Below are 14,550 nucleotides of genomic sequence, written 5' to 3'. Positions count from 1 at the left end.
TCTTATTCGACCCTCTTCAAATAACCGTCCGGTGCAACAGTGATCAGCAGCTTGTGCTCGATCTCCTTGTCAATTTCAAATTCCCGGTGCGTTTTTAAAAATTCATGGACGGCGGTTTTAGGGTTATTGCCTTTAGCCCAGGGCCGATTCGAAAAAAAATCTTCCGGCAGGTCCTCGACGATGGTGTCAAACACCATGCAGTAGCTTCCCGGGCTGACAAGGGGGGCGTAAGCCTCCAGTTCCGCCAGCACATGGTCATGGGTGTGCATGGAGTCAAGGCAGACCAGAATCCGGCTGAACTCTTTTGCAACGGCATGGACTTTTTGAATGACCTCGGCGTCAACCGAAGACCCTTGAATCATTTGAATGCGGCCGGCCATGGGATGGGCCTCAATGGCGGCGCGATTATGTTCGCGGATATCGATATCAATGCCCAGCACCCGACGAATGGGATTGCCGGGGTCCAATAGCTCGCCTTTTTCCGCGGCATCACAATATTCAAGCAGGGCCAGCATGGAGGCGGAAAAAATCAATGATCCGCCGTGGGCAATGCCGGTTTCAAGAATCAGGTCCGGCTTGACCTTCCAGATTAATTCCTGCATGGCGGCCATGTCCTGGGGGTACTGAATGATCGGCCGGCCGAGCCAGTCAAAGTTGTAGGAGTAGCCGGGCATGATACTGGTTCTCATGAACTCTTCGGCCACCTTTTTCATCTGGCTTTCCTTGTAGGATTCAACGCGCTGACGGCGGGCGTTCATAAACAGCTGTATGGCATCTTCATTCATGGCTTTAATCCCGTGGTGGTTTTTCGGATAGATTATTCACTTTTCTTTTATGGCAAAACATACTGGTATTTCGTTCCGCTCTGGCTTCTGATTTCGTCAAGATAGTTCGGGTTCATTACAAAAATAACATCCCCCGGCCGCAGCCTTTCAAAAGCGGATTCCGGGCTCAGCACGTGCAACCCAGTGGCCGGAAGGTATCTGTTCTGTTTTGCCGGATTGATATCAATGGCAAAGTCCGGAATATGGCCTCTCCGGTGAAGGTGCAGCGAAAACAGGACTCCCTTGGAGGCGGCGCCCCACACGACATGCAGCCTGCCGGGTGTCTTGGTTATAATGTCGATGGCATCATCAATGCCTGAAAAAAAATCAGAAGGGGTAGAAAAGACCTCACTATTTACGGAGTCGTTGAGGCCAAGTGACGCGATGTCGGCCACGACAAAAATATACTGGCCGCCAAAAAATCGGCCGCTGTCTATGATTTTTCCGAAAAACCGGTTGAAGTCAGAAAGTCTGAAATAGTTAACATGTTCGTAAAAAATATCAAACCATGCGTGGTTCTCCATGATCCAGTCCAGGCAGGGGACTTCTATATAAATCAATCCTTTTCCGCCGTTGGCAGTTGCTATTTGTTTAAGAAACTCAAAGGGGAGGGCGATGTGTTCAAGTACATGGCGCAGGACAATCACATCACCGGTCACCCCGAGCGCTGGAGAGAAGTGCTCCCGGATGATGTATGGCGCGTTCCCTTCATAGGCGGGATCAAGCCCGGTTATAGCCATATTGCGGGTATGCAGCATCTCCGTAAAAGTGCCTTTTCCGCACCCCACTTCAAGGACGGTTTTCCCGGCACCATGTTTTTCAATAATACCGGCGACCTGGTCTAAATGCCGGGTGAAGACGGCTGAACATCCCTGTTCGTTCTGATAGTTTTTGTCATATACTACTTTTTCAGGCTGAAAAGCCACATTGGACACAATGCCGTGAAGGGGGCTTTGGGCCAACCGCATGTCTCCCCTGACACACGCCATGGCTTCCGCCCGGGTATTGTAAACCCTGTTTTGTAACACCGGGAGATCCGGGATCTCAAGGATGGTTTTATGGCTCATGTTTTAATACTTGATCCAGTTTTTCAGGAACACCCCAGAACGACATCGGTTCATACTCCGGGTAGGGATAATAGCCCAGGTTCAGGGATATGTTTGACTGTCGTTCGGCGATTCGTTGTTCCACCAGCTGGCGCACGGAAACGGGCTGGCCGCTGCAGCAGTTGATAATGCCCGTGCACTCCGGGTGCCCGACCAGCAAGGCCACACGCCGGGCCACTTCCTCAACCGGCAGGTAATCGCGCAACTGCTCGCCGCCCGACATGTTGAATACAGGCTCATCATTATCAATCGCCGCATCCAGAAGGGAGAGAAGGCTGTTGGGGCTCTGTCCCGGTCCGTACATATAAAACAGCCGGATCCATTGCAGGTTAAAATCGTGATAACGATGAAGCATCTCAAGAGATTTGCGCAATGTGTCTTTTGCCAGGCCATAGGGGTTGGAAGGCATTGTCGGGGTGTCTTCCGATAAAGCGCCTTCCTGCATGCCATACTCAAAACAGGTGCCGGTAACCATTATCCGGGTTACGCCCGACTGCACCAGACGTTTGATAAAAAAATAGGACGCAGGCAGATTCTCTTCAAAATGGAACAGGCTTTTATAGTTCGGCAGGCCCGGCCATGCCAGATGGATTGCCATATCCAGTGAATCCGGCAACAGAGTTGGGTTTGATGTTTCCGTCAAAAGATCAAAAACGATAGGGGTGACCTTATCATACCAGGGCATGGAAGTCGCTTTTCTGGCATCACGGGATGCCGTCACGACTTCATGGCCTCGGGTCAACAACTCGGGCACAAGATGCCTGCCCACAAAACCAGTGGCTCCGGTTACCAGGATTCTCATAACAGCTCCAGTTCCGGCACGGCCACAAAAAATCGGCCGCCCCATTCGGAGATTTTGCCTTGCTGCCGCATGACCTCATCCTTGAGGTTCCACGGCAGAATCAGCACATAATCCGGCTTTTCTTCCTGTAATGCAGACGGTGGCAGGATAGGGATGCGGCTGCCGGGCAGAAACCTGCCCTGCTTGGAAGGGGCCGCGTCGCAGACAAAGGCAAGCAGGTCCGGTTTGATGCCCGCGTAGTTGAGCAGGGTGTTTCCCTTGGCTGCGGCGCCGTAAGCGGCAACGGTGTTGCCCTGCAGTTTCTGTTCGATCAGAAAAGCAAGCAGGTCGTTTTTTATTTTGTCGGCCCGGGCCTGAAATGACTGGTAAACGTTTTCATCCAGCAGGCCGTTTTGCGTTTCTTTGTTTAAAAGACGGCTGACCGAAGGGTCGTCCGGGCGCCGGTCTTCCCGGTGACAGCCGTAAACCCTCAGGCTTCCGCCATGGGTGGGCAGCTCTTCCACGTGCCACACCCGGAGCTCATATGCCTCAAATATCCGGCAGACCGTGTAAAGGGAAAAATAGGAAAAATGTTCGTGATAAATGGTGTCGAACTGGCATTCGCGGATAAGGTTCAGCAGGTGGGGAAATTCCAGGGTAATGGTTCCGCCGGGTTTTAAGGCTGCCTTCAGGCCGGCGGTAAAGTCGTTGATGTCCGGCACATGGGCGTAAACATTGTTGCCGATAATCAGGTCCGCCTGCCGGTTTTCATCGACCAGCTGTTTTGCCAGGTCGGCACCGAAAAACTTTCGTAATACCGGAATACTCAGCCGCTCGGCCGCGTCGGCAGTGGCAGTGGTGGGTTCAATACCCAGGCAGGGAATACCGGCAGCCACAAAGTTCTTCAGCAGGTAGCCATCATTTGAAGCCACTTCCACTACAAAGCTTTGGTCATTAAGCTCAAGCCTCGCTGTGATCATACGGCAGTAGTCGGCCGCGTGATTCAGCCAGGTGGTGGCGGTGGATGAAAAATAGGCGTAATCCGGTGCAAAAAGCTGGTCTGCCCTGGCGTAGTCCTCCGTCTGGACCAGCCGGCAGTTGGTACAGGCCATCACCCTGAGGGGATAAAAGGTCTCCGGCCTGTTCAGGTCCGCGGCGTTCAGGTAGGCGTTGGAGGGCGGGGCCGTGCCAAAGTCCATGAGGGGAAGAGTCAGTTCAGATCCGCAATGACGGCATCTCATAAGGCAACCCCCTCAAATGAATCGCCCAAGAATGGATGACCCTGGTCTCTGTCCGAAAGTGTGACAAGTTCATCCGGCCACTGAATATTGATGGCCGGGTCCTGAGGGTGAAGCCCGCCCTCGTGATCCGGCGCGTAAACCGCGGAGTGACAATAGAGCATCTCAACATCGTCGGTCAGGGTTTGAAAACCGTGGGCAAAGCCTTCAGGAATTAAAAGGGCGTTGGCCGCTTCAGGGGCTAGAATTTCTCCGTGCCACTTCAGAAATGTGGGGGACCCTTTGCGGGTATCAACGGCAACATCAAACACCCGGCCTTTAAGACACATCACCAGCTTTTTCTCAGCGTGGGGTGGGCGCTGAAAATGCATGCCCCGCAAAGTTCCGGCAGCGGCGGTATAAGTGTGGTTGATCTGCGCAATCGGCCCGTCCCATCCGGCCCGGGTCAGCTCTTCGGCACAGAACAGCCGCTCCAGAAACCCCCTGGCATCGCCCATTCGTTTTCGCTGGACAAGACAAAGACCGGAGAGGGGCAGGGGGGTGATGTCGAAGCGCGGCGTCGTTATTGCGCCCATGGCAATCCTTTTGAACGGGCCGACTCGATATAGGCCGCCAGATCCGCGCCGGTCAGAATCGTAGCCTGGTTGTAAAACGCCTGGTACCAGGCTGCGGTCCTTTCAAGGGCCTGGTCACAGTTCCAGACCGGTTGCCAGCCAAGTTTCCGCCTGGCTTTAGAAGAGTCCAGCCGGAGCAGACCGGCCTCGTGGGGCTGGTCCGGCTGTTGGTCCACATCAAAGTCCAGGTCGGACCAGTGAGTTTTTAACCGTTTCAGAAGCGTTATTACCGGAAGCGTGTCTTCTTCCGACGGCCCAAAATTCCAGGCATCGGCAAGTCCCCGGTCTCCTTCAATCAGGCGTTGTCCCAGCATCAGGTATCCGGAAAGCGGCTCCAGCACATGCTGCCAGGGACGGAGTCCATGGGGGTTACGGATTTTCATGGTTTCTTTTTTGTTGAAAGCACGGGCCACGTCCGGAATCAGGCGGTCTTCGGCCCAGTCGCCGCCGCCGATCACATTACCGGCCCGGGCCGTGGCCATCAGGGCCGGATGGCCGGTGCCTGTAGAAAAAAAAGAATTCCGGAAAGCGGCGGTGACAAGTTCCGCGCACCCCTTGGAGGCGCTGTAAGGGTCATGGCCGCCCATGGGGTCGCTCTCCCGGTATCCCCATTCCCATTCATTGTTCTGGTAGCACTTGTCACTGGTCACGATCACCACGGCCCGCACGGATTTTGTCAGCCGGCAGGCCTCGAGTATGTTGGCCGTGCCCATGACATTGGCGGCAAAGGTGTCGAGGGGTTCACGGTAGGACCGGCGCACCAGGGACTGAGCGGCCAGGTGAAAAACGATTTCCGGCTGAAAGGACTGAAAGCAGTCAATTACTTGTCGGATATCCCGGATGTCGGTTTCAGGGGTTTCGTCACCCGGGTTGAGCAGAGAGAAGTGATTGGGCCGGGTCTCGGGCGCCAGGGAGTAGCCGTACACATCGGCGCCCATTTGCGAAAGCCAGAAGGAGAGCCATGACCCTTTAAAGCCGGTATGCCCGGTGACCAGCACTCTCCGGCGGTGATACGCGTTCTGAAAAAGGTTTTTCATTTCCAGGTCTTCCATTCGGCCTGATTGTTTTCCCATAACTGGTTCAGATATATCTTGTCGCGAAGCGTATCCATGCATTTCCAGAATCCATGGTGTTTATAAGCATACAGCTGCCGGTCTTTTGCCAGAGTTTCAAGGGGCGCACGTTCAAACACGCTTTTGTCCCCGTCTTTGATGTAATCCAACACTTTTGGCTGGCAGACAAAGAACCCGCCGTTGATCCAGGCCCCGTCTCCTCTGGGCTTTTCGTGGAACTCCTCAATCAGCCCGTTGTCATCGGAATCTACAGCCCCGAATCGCCCTTCCGGTTGAACCGATGTCATGGTCAGGGCTTTCCCATGCGATTGATGAAAATTTACTAAAGCATGAAGATCAATGTCGGCCACGCCGTCTCCGTATGTCAGCATAAAGGGTTCGTTTTCGACAAAGGTTTTTGCCCGCAGGATTCGGCCACCGGTCATGGTGTTGGTGCCGGTATCCAGAAGGGTTACCTTCCAGGGTTCACAGGCATTGTTGTGAATCTCCATCCGGTTGTTTTTCAGGTCAAAGGTGACGTCGCTTTGGTGAAGAAAATAGTTGGCAAAATATTCCTTGATCACATATCCCCTGTACCCGAGCAGCACCAGAAAATCATTGAAACCGTAATGGGAATAGATTTTCATGATATGCCACAGGATGGGTTTGCCGCCGATCTCCACCATGGGCTTGGGCCGGACATCGGTCTCTTCACTGATACGGGTGCCCAGCCCGCCCGCAAGAACCAGAACTTTCATTTGTCGCTCCTTTGCCCCTGTTTTAGCAGGACAAATGGCCGCCATTGTCGGTGCAAATCTTTTAATGGTTTCTCCTGCGCATGCAGGGGTATCGTTTTTCGCATCATTAAAAACCTGCTGATCATGCGCCCGCCACTGCGTTTTGTCGCCTTACTTTACCCGCACTTCGTTCATTTTTCAAGTGTTGATCAATGCTTATCCGACCAGGAGATGATGGGCTGTGTTTACGGTGCCGGTTTTGTCTTGCCGTCCGGCAGTGAGGGTTGTATTATTCCCATGCGATTAAAAGTGTTGCGGCTACTCCCCGGAACGGCAGGTTTTTCATTCCGGCGGCAAAGAAGAAACAACCAGTTAAAGAACATAAAAAGTCTTTTTATTGTTACGGAGAAAACATGGAACAGCCGATACTGTTTGAGTGTGAAGGCGAAGTGGCGGTTATCACCCTGAACCGGCCGGAGCGGCGCAATGCCATCAACCAGGCCCTGCTGCAGGGGTTGTATGACGCCATTGACCGGGTGGCCGGGGATGGGGGTATCAAGGTGGCGATTATCACCGGAAGCGGTAAGTCTTTCTGTTCCGGCCTGGACCTGGCCTGCCTGGCCACGGACAACCTGATCGACCCCAGGGGTGACGGCAGGGACATGGTGGACGTAATGGGAGAGTGCGAAAAGCCAATCATCGGCGCGGTCAACGGCTATGCCATTACCGGCGGGTTTGAGCTGGCGCTCAACTGCGATTTTCTGATTGCCTCGGAAAACGCATCTTTTGCCGACACTCACGCCAAGGTGGGTATTCAGCCGGGGTGGGGCATGACCCAGTTTTTACAGCAGGCCGTGGGCCGGCGCCGGGCCAAGCAGATGTCTCTGACCTGCGAGTTTATTTCAGCGGGCAGGGCGCTGGAGTGGGGCCTGGTAAACGAGGTGGTGGCGCCGGATGTGTTGATGGACCGGGCAAAAACCGTTGCCCGCCAGATCTGCGCGGTGAATTTTGACATGGCCCTGACCGTCAAGCGGCTGATCGAGCACCGCGACAAGTCCTTTTTCGTCGATGCCCTTGCCAACGAGCGCAAGGGGTTGAAAGAGCTGGCCCGGCTGACGAGAAGCTGATTTTTTTGAATAGGGTATTTGGTCAATTTTACGCTGGATTGCCCGGTCAAGCCGGGCAATGACATGTTTGCGCCGGGTTTTCTTATGGAAAAGCTTGACATTCCCTTGGGCAGTCCTTATCAATAAGTCACCAAGAAACAAATTTTGAGCATATACTCATAATAGACTATGCCGAGACCTACGAAAACACGAACAGTTGTCTCTGAACCGGATGTCTGCTACTTCAAGCCCCGGGGGGTGCCTTTGCGCATGCTCAGGGAGGTGGGGCTGACCGTGGACGAGCTGGAGGCCCTGATGCTGGCTGACCTGCAGGGCCTTCCCCACGAGGAGGCGGGCCGGCACATGAATATCTCCAGGGCCACCTTCGGCCGGGTGGTGCGCAAGGCCCGGAAGACCGTGGCTGATGCCCTGGTCAACGGCATGGCCATTCGCATCGAGGGCGGCAACTATCTTCGCACCGGTCCGGACGGGGCCGTGCTTTTCTGCGGCAAATGCCGGCAGGAGTGGCCCGTTGTCTCAAGCGGCGGGACGCCCCATGAGTGTCCCATGTGCAAAAAGGAAGAAGATAAAAAGGCGGAAAAATAACGCCAGGGTTGATATAAAAGGAGCAGAACCATGAGCAACACACAGCAGGGGGTTCCGCTTTGCGGAACCAAGCAGAAGCAGCAGCAACAGCAGCAACGGGACCCGGGGGCCGGCATTGAGGAATCCCTGGCCCGGATCAAGCACAAGTTCATCGTGATGAGCGGCAAGGGCGGCGTGGGCAAAACCAGCACGTCGGTCAACCTGGCCCTGGCCCTGGCCGACCGGGGATTCAAGGTGGGGCTGATGGATGTGGATATCCACGGCCCGGACATTCCCCGCATGCTGGGTCTCACTGAAATGCCCGGCGTGACACAGGAGCGGAAAATGATTCCGGTGCCCTATTCGGACAATCTTTCCGCCATTTCCATTGAGTCGCTGAGCCTGAGCAAGGATGACGCCATCATCTGGCGGGGGCCCATCAAGCACACCGTGATTCAGCAGTTTATCGGTGACGTGGCCTGGGGGGATCTTGATTTTCTGATCATTGACTCGCCGCCGGGCACCGGGGACGAACCCCTGACCGTGGCCCAGCTGATTCTAGGCGCAAAGGCCATTATTGTCACTACACCTCAGGAAGTGGCACTGGCCGACATCCGCAAGTCCATTAACTTCTGCAAGACCGTGAAGATGGAGGCCTTTGGCCTGATTGAAAACATGAGCGGATTTACCTGCCCCCATTGCGGCAAAACCGTTGACCTGTTCGGTTCCGGCGGGGGTGAGCGGACGGCCAAAGATGCGGACATTAATTTCCTCGGAAGAATTCCGTTTGACACGAATATGGTGACATGCGGGGACTCCGGCATTTCCTATCAGTCTGAATATCCGGATTCACCGGTGACAAAAGCCTTTGCCAGTGTGGCTCAGGCCATGGCCGATCTGGTGGGCAAGTAGACACTTCTGCGCGATTCGAAGAAAAACAAAAAGGGGGGCACTGGCGGTGCCCCCCTTTTTTTGTGTTTCTAAAATTTTTCTATGGTCCCAAACCCGTGAGTGGATGTACGCCCTGTTTGTCGTGTGCCCGTAAGGGCATTGGGGCCGGCCGGCCGGCGAACGCCTCACGGCGTCACTACAAACAGGCACCCGTATATGGACAGGATTGCTTCGCTGGCGCAATGACTTAAATATGTTCAGGAATCAATGGCCCAGCTTCAGCTTGAACCCCAGGTAAATGGAGTCGGCTGACTTGTCAACTTCCAGGCCCCCACGTTCCAGGTCGGTGTCGATTTTCATGTACTCGGCCACAATGGCCCCGTTATTGACAACATAGAACTCCACGCCGGCGGCATACTCAATGTACTGTTCACAGTCGGCAAAGCTCAAAGGGTCCGGGGCATAGACCATGTCGGCAAAAAGAGTCACCGGCACGTTGGCTGTTGTTTTTGAAAAATCAAACGCGCCCAGCAGGTTGAAGCCCACAACAGCAATATCCGGGTCCCAGTGGCCTATCTCGGCTTCGCCCGCCACGCCCTTGAATCCCATTCCCAGGACCAGGGCCGGAGAAAAGACACTCTGCTTGAGCCCGGCCTTGATGTTGTAAAGCGTGAAATCGTCTTCGATATAAAGCCCGCCGGCGCCGGCGTACAGGGTGGCGCCTTCAAACTCTGTTTCCACAAGAGCGTTGGCCCGGATATTATCGGAACTTACGCCCAGGTCAAAGCTCAGGGACTGGGCCTGCGCACACACCGCGGTGATGGCAAGGGTTACCGTGACAACACACACCGTCAGTATACGTCTGATCATGCGGTCCTCCTTTTAAATAACCGGTTTATAAAACTTGGGTGATAAACCCGTAAAAAGTCTATTTGGGATGGCAAAGTAAAAAGTTCAAGATCAAGGCGTCGCAAATCCCGAGGAATGAGGCGTACTTGTCGTACGTCGCAGTGACGAGGGGTGTAGCGCAACGCAGATATTGGGCTTTTTACGAAGCCATCAATCGTCAGTCGATTGCCGGAGAGGACTGGGTGGCCTCCTTGAGCCGCTTTCCCATTTCGGCCGCCTGTTTTTCGGCTTCGCTGGCCGTGTCTCTGGCCTTCTGGATGGTCTCCATTTTTTCGACCCCTTCGGTGGTTTCCGTGGACATGTTCTTCACGACCAGCACTCCCACCACCAGCAGGGCGATCAGCATGACGATAAAAAGAGCGCCTCTCATGGGCCCCTCCTTTTTTGTTTTGCAAATTGGTGTTGCAGTCTTATAAGGTATACAGATTTTCAATGCAAAGTGAAAGAGGTTTTTTGCCGCTGCCAGTCGGGTGCCCATGGATAGAAACGGAACCATAAGTGAATATATTCAGTCTCTTGTAGCTTCACCGCGAATGGCCGGCGAGGTGGTTTACCACACCGCGCTGGATCCGGTGCCGGCCCGGATGGTTAGAAAGCCGGATTGGGGAGTGCCTGAGGCGGCCTGTCTTTCCGCCATACTGGCCACGGAAGGGCTGTATGCCCACCAGGCCGATGCCATTGGCCGGGTGTTGTCAGGAGAGAACGTGGTGGCGGCCACGCCCACGGCCAGCGGCAAGACCCTGATCTATAATATTCCCGTGCTCCAGCGGCTGAAGGAAAATCCGTCGGCCCGGGCCCTTTATCTCTATCCGCTCAAGGCCCTGGCCAGGGACCAGTTGCGGGCACTGCAGGAAACCGCCGGCGCCGCGGGCATGGCGGAGGCCGTGTCCGCGGCCATCTACGACGGTGACACCACGGCCTGGCACCGGAAAAAAATCAGAGACAACCCGCCCTCGGTGCTGATGACCAATCCGGACATGCTGCACCTGGGGCTGCTGCCCTATCATGAGACCTGGCATACTTTTTTTGCCAATCTTGCCTTTGTGGTCATTGACGAGATTCACACCTACCGGGGCGTGATGGGGTCTCACATGGCCCACGTGTTCCGCCGTCTCTATCGTGTCTGCACCCACCACGGCGCCGCCCCCCTGTTCGTGGCCGGGTCGGCCACCATTGCCAACCCGGAAGAGCTGGCCGGCCAGCTCACCGGCCGGCCGACAACGGCGGTCACAAAAAGCGGGGCCCCCAGGGGAAAACGTCACGTGGTGTTCATGAATCCGGTAACCGGTCCGGTGGCCACCACCATTCAACTGCTTCGGGCCGCCCTGTACCGGGGGCTTCGCACCATTGTCTACACCCAGTCCCGGAAGCTGGCCGAGCTGATATCCATCTGGGCGGAAAAGAAAAGCCCCCATGCCCATCAAATCAGCTCCTACCGGGCCGGGTTTCTGCCGGACGAGCGCCGGGAGATCGAGCGAAAGCTTTCCGCCGGCGAACTGCTGGCCGTGATATCCACCAGCGCCCTGGAACTGGGCATCGATATCGGAGACCTGGACCTCTGCCTGCTGGTGGGGTATCCGGGGTCAGTCATGGCTACATGGCAACGCGGGGGCAGGGTGGGGCGGGCCGGCCAGGAGTCGGCCATGATCCTGATTGCCGGGGAAGACGCCCTGGACCAGTATTTTATGCGCAATCCCGGGGCCTTTCTGAGCCTGCCCCCGGAGGCGGCGGTGATTAACCCGGACAACCCGGCCATTGTTGAAAAGCACCTGGTATGCGCCGCCGCCGAACACCGGTTGCGCGTGGATGAGCCTTTTCTGCAGGGGGCGGCCATGCAGCGGGCCGTCGCGACGCTGGAGAAAAAAGGGGAGCTGTTGCGCAGCGCCGACGGGATGTACCTGTTTGCGTCGCGAAAGCGGCCTCACCGGGAGGTCGACCTGCGGGGCGCGGGCCGTAGCTTCAAGGTGATCTGCGACCAGACCGGGGACCACATCGGCGACATCGACGGCATGCGGGTGTTCAGGGACGCCCATCCCGGCGCGGTTTATCTGCACATGGGCCAGACCCACGTGGTAAAAAATCTGGATGTCGGTGCCATGCGCGTGATTGTGTCCCGGCAGCCGGTCAATTACTACACCAAGCCCCGGTCCACCAAGGACACCGAGATTCTGGAAACCTTTCAGACAAAACAGGTGGCCGGCATCACGGTGTGCACGGGCCGCCTTCGCGTGACAGAAACCATCACCGGGTATGAGAAATGGCGGCTGTACGGAAAGCGGCGCGTGTCCGTGGAACCGCTGGACCTGCCGCCCCTTGTGTTTGAAACGCAAGGGGTGTGGCTGGCCATTCCCGACCGTATTCAGGACGCGGCAGAGAGTGAATACCGGCACTTCATGGGCGGGATTCACGCCATTGAGCATGCCGTCATCGGCGTGCTGCCCATCTTTGTGATGTGCGACAGAAACGACCTGGGCGGCATCTCCATGACCTTTCATCCCCAGGTCGGCACCCCGGTCATCTTTATCTACGATGCCGTGGCCGGGGGTATCGGCCTTAGCCGCCAGGCCTATGAAAAGGTGGCAGAGATTCTCGGCTTTACCCGCAACCTGATTTCCCAGTGTCCCTGCAAGACCGGGTGCCCCGCCTGTGTTCATTCGCCCAAGTGCGGCTCCGGCAACCGGCCCATTGACAAAGCCTGCGCCCTTTACCTGCTGGAACAGATGGCCCGGCCACCGGCAGCCGGTGCCCGGAGCCGGACACGACGGGCCGCGGCCCCGGTTTTGCAACCGGCCCGCACCATACCGCCGCCGGTTCGCACCGGAGATGTTCGGTTCGGCGTGTTCGATATCGAGACCCAGCGTTCTGCCGCAGAGGTGGGCGGCTGGCACCGGGCCGACCGCATGGGCATCAGCTGCGTGGTGCTGTACGATTCGGCCACGGATACCTATGACGCATTCCTGGAAAACCAGGTGGCGGCGTTTATTCGCCGGCTTTCTGATTTTGATCTGGTGGTGGGGTTTAACAACAAGCGGTTTGACAACCAGGTCCTGGCGGGCTACAGCGACGCCGATCTTTCCCGGCTACCCACCCTGGATATTTTAGAGGAGGTGCACAAGACCCTGGGCTACCGGCTTTCCCTCGATTCATTGGCAGAGATCACCCTGGGCGCGAAAAAAAGCGCCAACGGGCTGCAGGCACTGATCTGGTGGCAGCAGGGAGAGATCGACAAGATCGTTGAGTATTGCAAAAAGGATGTTCAGATCACAAAAGACCTCTACCTTTACGGCAAAATCAACGGCTACCTGCTGTTTCGCAACAAGGCCAAACAGCAGGTTCGCCTGCCTGTAGACTGGTAATTTTGCTTCGGGCGAGCCGATTTGGCCGCATCTGCTGTGTTGCGGGACATTCGCAGCAGATCGACTACAGCTTCATGCCCCGCGCCTTGTATCTGCGGCCAAATCAACTCGCGTCATATGAGGAGTGGATTTACGCCATCAAGGCGCCTGTTCTGAAAATTGGTTGTAGTTATTGCCAGCGGGAAACACGACCGGTTGGAGCAAAGATCGTACGTTCGAAAAAACTTTTGGAAAAATTGAAAAAAATGATTGACATTTGTTTTTGCCGGGAGTAATTCAGTTTTCAAATAGAGTGAGTTTTAAGCGAAAGCAGATAATTAAGACATGACGGCAACCAACGGTACAGGCAGATTTTATTTTTACTTCTGGTATTTTTATACCGGCCTGCCTGTGGTGTGCTGAACCCTTAATACCCAAAACCAGCAACTTAAAGCCGCGGGCAGACGAAAAAGCCCGCGGCTTTTTTGTTTTTAAAACCCGCGGGACCCGGCAGCGGCGGGCGTTGCAACAGAGGAGAAGAGAGATGACCATCTTAGGCAAGCGGATTCGGATTGAACGGCTGATGAACCGGAACACCGGCAAAACCGTGATCGTTCCCATGGACCATGGCGTGTCTGTCGGCCCCATCGACGGGCTTACCGACATGCGCACGGCGGTGCAGCGAGTGGCCGAGGGCGGGGCCAACGCCATCGTGGAACACAAGGGACTGGTGGGAAAGGGCCACCGGGGCAGCGGCAAGGATATCGGGCTGATTCTTCATCTGTCCGCCTCCACCAGCCTGTCGCCATATCCTCACGCCAAGACACTGGTGTGCAGCGTGGAGGAGGCGGTGAAGCTGGGCGCGGACGGGGTTTCCATTCACGTCAACCTGGGCAACGGGGATGAAAAACAGATGCTTCACGACTTCGGCAGGGTCAGTGCTGATGCCCGGGAGTGGGGCATGCCGCTGCTGGCCATGATTTATCCCAGGGGCGAGAAGATCAAGGACGAGTTTCATGTGTCGGTGATCAAGCATGCGGCCCGGGTGGGAGATGAACTGGGCGCGGACATCGTCAAGGTTTCCTACACCGGCAGCCCCAAGACCTTTCAAGAGGTGGTGGCGGGATGCTCGGTTCCGGTGGTGATTGCCGGCGGGCCCAAAATGGGTTCGGACCGGGAAATTCTGGAAATGGTCAGGGGCTCTGTGGATGCCGGCGGTGCCGGTGTTTCCATCGGCCGAAACGTGTTTCAGCATGCCAACCCCACCCGCATGGTGGAGGCGATTTCCGCCATTGTTCATGACGGCGCCGGCGTGGCCAAGGCTTTGAAGATGCTCGAGGTAAAAAAGTCCAAATAGAGATGAGGGAAAAGC

Annotated in this window: 14 protein-coding genes; 5 read left to right on the top strand and 9 right to left on the bottom strand. The window is 55.9% G+C overall.

Annotation, left to right across the window (positions count from 1 at the left end; genetic code table 11):
• Positions 1 to 2: 2 nt before the first annotated feature.
• From DOLE_RS10080 to rfbF, 7 genes are all read right to left on the bottom strand, one after another.
• Positions 3 to 785, bottom strand: coding sequence for a cephalosporin hydroxylase family protein (locus DOLE_RS10080; protein ID WP_012175381.1), 783 nt, complete (start codon positions 783 to 785; stop codon positions 3 to 5).
• A gap of 47 nt (positions 786 to 832) precedes the next feature.
• Entirely contained in the window at positions 833 to 1,792 is a 960-nt protein-coding gene (locus DOLE_RS10075) for a class I SAM-dependent methyltransferase (RefSeq protein ID WP_208596978.1), read from the bottom strand.
• Positions 1,793 to 1,880: 88 nt separating this feature from the next.
• Complete coding sequence (locus tag DOLE_RS10070) at positions 1,881 to 2,732, bottom strand: NAD-dependent epimerase/dehydratase family protein (RefSeq protein ID WP_012175379.1); 852 nt, start codon at positions 2,730 to 2,732, stop codon at positions 1,881 to 1,883.
• The gene (locus tag DOLE_RS10065; protein ID WP_012175378.1) at positions 2,729 to 3,952 is read right to left on the bottom strand and encodes a class I SAM-dependent methyltransferase; all 1,224 of its coding nucleotides are present in this window, start codon (positions 3,950 to 3,952) and stop codon (positions 2,729 to 2,731) included. The genes DOLE_RS10070 and DOLE_RS10065 overlap by 4 nt, the downstream gene beginning before the upstream one ends.
• A complete protein-coding gene (locus DOLE_RS10060; protein ID WP_012175377.1) occupies positions 3,949 to 4,524 on the bottom strand; it encodes a dTDP-4-dehydrorhamnose 3,5-epimerase family protein in 576 nt (191 codons plus the stop codon). The genes DOLE_RS10065 and DOLE_RS10060 overlap by 4 nt, the downstream gene beginning before the upstream one ends.
• The gene (gene rfbG / locus DOLE_RS10055) at positions 4,512 to 5,615 is read right to left on the bottom strand and encodes a CDP-glucose 4,6-dehydratase (protein WP_041280493.1); all 1,104 of its coding nucleotides are present in this window, start codon (positions 5,613 to 5,615) and stop codon (positions 4,512 to 4,514) included. Before rfbG ends, DOLE_RS10060 begins: the two co-directional genes overlap by 13 nt.
• Positions 5,597 to 6,373, bottom strand: a complete 777-nt coding sequence (gene rfbF, locus DOLE_RS10050) for a glucose-1-phosphate cytidylyltransferase (protein ID WP_012175375.1) — start codon at positions 6,371 to 6,373, stop codon at positions 5,597 to 5,599. Before rfbF ends, rfbG begins: the two co-directional genes overlap by 19 nt.
• Before the next feature lie 392 nt (positions 6,374 to 6,765).
• Here rfbF and DOLE_RS10045 point away from each other — a divergent pair, with 392 nt between their 5' ends.
• The 3 genes from DOLE_RS10045 to DOLE_RS10035 all read left to right on the top strand — a co-directional run bounded on the left by DOLE_RS10045 (position 6,766) and on the right by DOLE_RS10035 (position 8,955).
• A complete protein-coding gene (locus DOLE_RS10045) occupies positions 6,766 to 7,479 on the top strand; it encodes an enoyl-CoA hydratase (protein ID WP_012175374.1) in 714 nt (237 codons plus the stop codon).
• A 168-nt stretch (positions 7,480 to 7,647) separates the two neighbouring features.
• Positions 7,648 to 8,064, top strand: coding sequence for a DUF134 domain-containing protein (locus DOLE_RS10040; protein WP_012175373.1), 417 nt, complete (start codon positions 7,648 to 7,650; stop codon positions 8,062 to 8,064).
• 30 nt (positions 8,065 to 8,094) lie between these two features.
• Positions 8,095 to 8,955 carry an Mrp/NBP35 family ATP-binding protein gene (locus DOLE_RS10035; protein ID WP_012175372.1) on the top strand — a complete coding sequence of 287 codons (861 nt, stop codon included), beginning with the start codon at positions 8,095 to 8,097 and terminating at the stop codon, positions 8,953 to 8,955.
• A 243-nt stretch (positions 8,956 to 9,198) separates the two neighbouring features.
• On the opposite strand, the gene DOLE_RS10030 is transcribed toward DOLE_RS10035, so the two are convergent.
• Positions 9,199 to 9,804 (bottom strand): YfaZ family outer membrane protein, encoded by a 606-nt coding sequence (locus DOLE_RS10030; RefSeq protein ID WP_012175371.1) that lies wholly within the window; start codon positions 9,802 to 9,804, stop codon positions 9,199 to 9,201.
• A 196-nt stretch (positions 9,805 to 10,000) separates the two neighbouring features.
• Positions 10,001 to 10,213: a hypothetical protein gene (locus DOLE_RS10025; RefSeq protein ID WP_012175370.1), complete on the bottom strand. Its 213-nt coding sequence runs from the start codon at positions 10,211 to 10,213 to the stop codon at positions 10,001 to 10,003.
• 106 nt (positions 10,214 to 10,319) lie between these two features.
• On the opposite strand from DOLE_RS10025, the gene DOLE_RS10020 reads away from it, so the two are divergent.
• Both DOLE_RS10020 and DOLE_RS10015 read left to right on the top strand, forming a co-directional pair.
• The gene (locus DOLE_RS10020) at positions 10,320 to 13,199 is read left to right on the top strand and encodes a DEAD/DEAH box helicase (protein WP_012175369.1); all 2,880 of its coding nucleotides are present in this window, start codon (positions 10,320 to 10,322) and stop codon (positions 13,197 to 13,199) included.
• Between the two features lie 523 nt (positions 13,200 to 13,722).
• Positions 13,723 to 14,535 carry a 2-amino-3,7-dideoxy-D-threo-hept-6-ulosonate synthase gene (locus tag DOLE_RS10015; RefSeq protein WP_012175368.1) on the top strand — a complete coding sequence of 271 codons (813 nt, stop codon included), beginning with the start codon at positions 13,723 to 13,725 and terminating at the stop codon, positions 14,533 to 14,535.
• The last annotated feature ends 15 nt before the right edge of the window (positions 14,536 to 14,550 follow it).

The sequence above is a fragment of the Desulfosudis oleivorans Hxd3 genome, assembly GCF_000018405.1.
GTDB classification, from domain to species: Bacteria; Desulfobacterota; Desulfobacteria; order Desulfobacterales; family Desulfosudaceae; genus Desulfosudis; species Desulfosudis oleivorans.
This window is presented reverse-complemented; position numbering and strand designations above follow the sequence as displayed.